At 30.8% G+C, this 3,435-nt stretch carries 6 protein-coding genes; all 6 read left to right on the top strand.

Features of this window, described 5'->3' with window-relative positions; genetic code table 11:
- The coding region (locus LJE08_RS13120) for a reverse transcriptase domain-containing protein (protein ID WP_227403459.1) at positions 1-677 on the top strand (677 nt) is incomplete at its 5' end.
- Positions 678-786: 109 nt separating this feature from the next.
- On the top strand, positions 787-1,542 hold the full coding sequence (locus tag LJE08_RS13115; RefSeq protein ID WP_227403458.1) for a helix-turn-helix domain-containing protein: 756 nt from the start codon (positions 787-789) through the stop codon (positions 1,540-1,542).
- 260 nt (positions 1,543-1,802) lie between these two features.
- Positions 1,803-1,964, top strand: a complete 162-nt coding sequence (locus tag LJE08_RS13110; RefSeq protein ID WP_227403457.1) for a hypothetical protein — start codon at positions 1,803-1,805, stop codon at positions 1,962-1,964.
- A gap of 107 nt (positions 1,965-2,071) precedes the next feature.
- A complete protein-coding gene (locus LJE08_RS13105; protein ID WP_118365974.1) occupies positions 2,072-2,491 on the top strand; it encodes a hypothetical protein in 420 nt (139 codons plus the stop codon).
- Positions 2,488-2,838: a hypothetical protein gene (locus tag LJE08_RS13100; RefSeq protein ID WP_227403456.1), complete on the top strand. Its 351-nt coding sequence runs from the start codon at positions 2,488-2,490 to the stop codon at positions 2,836-2,838. The genes LJE08_RS13105 and LJE08_RS13100 overlap by 4 nt, the downstream gene beginning before the upstream one ends.
- 37 nt (positions 2,839-2,875) lie before the next feature.
- Entirely contained in the window at positions 2,876-3,145 is a 270-nt protein-coding gene (locus LJE08_RS13095; protein WP_227403455.1) for a hypothetical protein, read from the top strand.
- Positions 3,146-3,435: the final 290 nt, after the last annotated feature.

Here is a 3,435-nt window from a genome sequence, read left to right as displayed (position 1 = left end):
CACCACAAGGCGGACTGATTAGTCCAATCCTTGCCAATGTGTACTTACATTATGTATTGGATTTATGGTTTGAAAAGCGCATCAAGAAACAATTATATGGAGAAGCATACCTGGTAAGGTTCGCCGATGATTTCCTGATAATGTTTCAATATGAAAGAGATGCACAAAGAGTATATGAAGCCGTTATTAAAAGAATGGAACTTTTTGGATTGGAACTGTCCAAGGAAAAGACACGAATACTTCCGTTTGGAAGATATAGTGGTTCAATAGAAACTTTTGATTTTCTAGGCTTTACACATTTCAACAGTAAGACAAGAAAAGGCTACTACACAGTGGGACATAAGATAAGTCGCAAAAAGAAGAAGCAATTCAAATCTAACTTGAAGAAATGGGTCAAAGAGAATAGAAACACTCAATTTGACGAATTCATGAAGGCGTTGAACAAGAAATTTACTGGTAGTTTTAACAACTACAGCTTAAGTGGAATGATAAAAGAGGTCAGAAACCTTTGGATTCATTCGCTATATGTAACGTTCAAATGGTTAAACCGAAGGAGTCAAAGAAGAAGTTTCAAATTGGAAAGGTTCTATGAAATATGGAAAGACCGAATCATTCATCCTTATATTTATGTTGATATTTGGTGCGGTGACAAAGTCATTTATAACAAGAATGTTTAAAAGTAACAGTGGGGATCCGTATGCGGGAAAACTGCACGTACGGTTCTTAGAGGGGTTTATCTCCAACTGTTTAAAATGAGTAAAGTAAAAGAAGGAGGTAAATTTACTTATGCAACAAATAGACAATGAAAAATTTGGTAAGTTTATTACTGAATTAAGAAAAGAAAAGAATTTAACACAAAAGGAATTAGCAGATCAATTATTTGTATCTGATAAAACTGTGAGTAAGTGGGAAAGAGGTGCAAGTTTCCCAAATGTAGTATTATTGATTCCAATTGCTGAATGTTTAGGAGTTAGTGTGACAGAATTATTGATGGGAGAATATCTAGATAGACATGATATGATTCAAAATGATGATGTAGACAATATGGTTTCGTATTCATTAGAATCGTCTGTTAAAGCAATGGTTTCCTATAATAAAAGAAAATGGAAAATAATTTGGGGGATATCTTGTTTTATTGTCATTTTAGAATGTTTATATTTATTGGTATCTACATACCCATTAGAACATATAAGAGGAATTGCTTGTGTTTCAGGAGTAATGATGATTTTTGCACTATGGGCGTGTGTTTATGCCAGAGAATTACCATCTTTTTATGACAAAAATAGAATCAATTATGTATCACAAGGTATATTTAGAATTCATATGCCAGGCTTAACTTTTAATAATTCAAACTGGCCAGAAATACTAAAGTTATTACGCTTTGATTCTTTATGTATGGCGGTAGGTACTCCTTTGTTTTATCATATCTCTATATTAATGGGCGGCTATCAATTGTTTGATAATATCAAATTGTATGCTTTATGGATTGTTATCCTTATATCAATAGGTGCAGTATATTACATAGGAAAAAAGTACGAGTAAGAGTTGTTTAACTTTTTTTGCAAAATAAGTGTATGTTATTGTAAGAAATTAACTATTTTGATAAAATGGAGTAAAAGTTAATGGTAATATTTAATTAAGGGAGAGATTGTTATGCACATGAAATATTATTTAGAATGCAATTCAATTGTACTGCAAAAACCATATTACCTTTTAACATGTTCAAATTTAAGATGATTTTTAACGCATAATAACGGATAAAATTAATTTAGTTATTATGCGTTTTTTTTATTTGAATAGGAGTGATTTATATTGTGAAGAAAATATTGGCATCCGCTATGACTATATCTTTATTACTTTGTGGTTGTAGCTATCAAGAATCTTATAGAGGAGGGGTTGAAATGGATAAATCATATAAAGAATTATCAACTATTTTAGACAATATGGCCTTAATGATGAGTTAGTTTATAATCTAGAACAAAGATATAAGGAACTACCTTCTGAAATAGAATTTAATAAAGCAGCGAATTTATTAACATCACTTGGAGAAGGGGATATCGATTATGAAAATATGACATGGAAACCATCTGAAAATGGAGTTTATGCTTTTGACGTAGAAATATTTGATGTTGAAAATATGTATAAAAACTTCTTAATTGGTGTTTCATATTTAGATAGAGAAGAACTAAATTTTACAAATATAGTAGAAGATACAAGTCTTGTTGATTGGGAAGATGGCACTGGATCTAGAAGTGTTTCATTTGATTGGAATGGACAACATTTTAACATTGATGCAAAAGTTGAAGGAGATTGGTTTGACTCAAGTGTTGCAGATGATCTAAATAGAATTATTATAAGTCAAGATACAGGCAAACAATTGTATTTTACAAGTGATGGATATCAAGAAGGAATTGTATTTTATTGCGATAAAGAATGGGCTAATGATTTTGAAAAGGACACAGGTTTGAAATTAGAAGAATTTAATCAATGATTGAAATTTTTAAAAAGGATTGGTGTTTTATGAGAGAGCTATATTGTAAAAAATGCGGAAAGAAAATTAATACAAAGTTATGGATGGTTCCTAATAGCTGTGTTTGTGGTGTAAATCTTGACGAATGGCAAAAAGATAGTGGAAGAACTACTTTTCGTTATTTGCTATGCATATTTTTATTGATGCTTCCTTTGTTTTTGCTTATTTATTTACTACGAATCCTATTAAAGAATTTGATTATATTATATGCTCTTATTCTTTTGATTTCGATGATATGGCTTCGGCAAGCTGATGGAATTTTAATTCGTATAGGAATAGTAAAGATTAAGAATATTATTGTAAAGTAGTTTTTAATCTTAGGAATACCTTTGTAGGAGTGAAGTGATGGAGATGCTTATTGTTTTTGGTGTCATAGTATTTATTTGTGCTCTGTGGATACTTTATATGAAATACCATGTTGTTTTTGGAGGGGATAAATGTAAAGGGACAATTGTAGGTGTTACTAGTCAGAATGGTGGTTATGTTGTCGGTGGAGTGCAAGTCAGAAAAAAATCATATATTGTAAAAATCAATAAGCATAAATATTATACGGCACATGGTTGTATCTTTGAAAATATAGGGAAAAAGAAAATAGGGAAAGAACAATGTCATTAAGTTAAGCAAATTCTTAAATTTATGAGTCTTACCTATAAATAGGTAGGGCTCTTTTTTTGTGCAAGAAGTGTAAAAAACGCTTGACAAGCCAAAAAGCGGAATTTTAAACATAATCCGAAGGAATTATAGAGGAGGATTTTTACCTATGATTCCAGATAAGATTTTAAATGTTTTTAATCGTTCTATTAAAATGGTTTGCAGCAACATCGCTTGTTACTGCAATGACCCTGTTAGTGATTTTACTCGTAAGAGAAAACTGCCTGCTGAAACTCTGATACACTTTATTGTTC

The organism is Holdemanella sp. DFI.5.55 (genome assembly GCF_020593575.1).
Classification (GTDB): domain Bacteria; phylum Bacillota_I; class Bacilli_A; order Erysipelotrichales; family Erysipelotrichaceae; genus Holdemanella; species Holdemanella hominis.
This window is presented reverse-complemented; position numbering and strand designations above follow the sequence as displayed.

Coding starts and splice junctions, on each gene's coding strand:
- LJE08_RS13115 (WP_227403458.1), top strand. CDS start 787: ATGCAACAAATAGACAATGAAAAATTTGGTAAGTTTATTACTGAATTA.
- LJE08_RS13105 (WP_118365974.1), top strand. CDS start 2,072: ATGACATGGAAACCATCTGAAAATGGAGTTTATGCTTTTGACGTAGAA.
- LJE08_RS13100 (WP_227403456.1), top strand. CDS start 2,488: ATGATTGAAATTTTTAAAAAGGATTGGTGTTTTATGAGAGAGCTATAT.
- LJE08_RS13095 (WP_227403455.1), top strand. CDS start 2,876: ATGGAGATGCTTATTGTTTTTGGTGTCATAGTATTTATTTGTGCTCTG.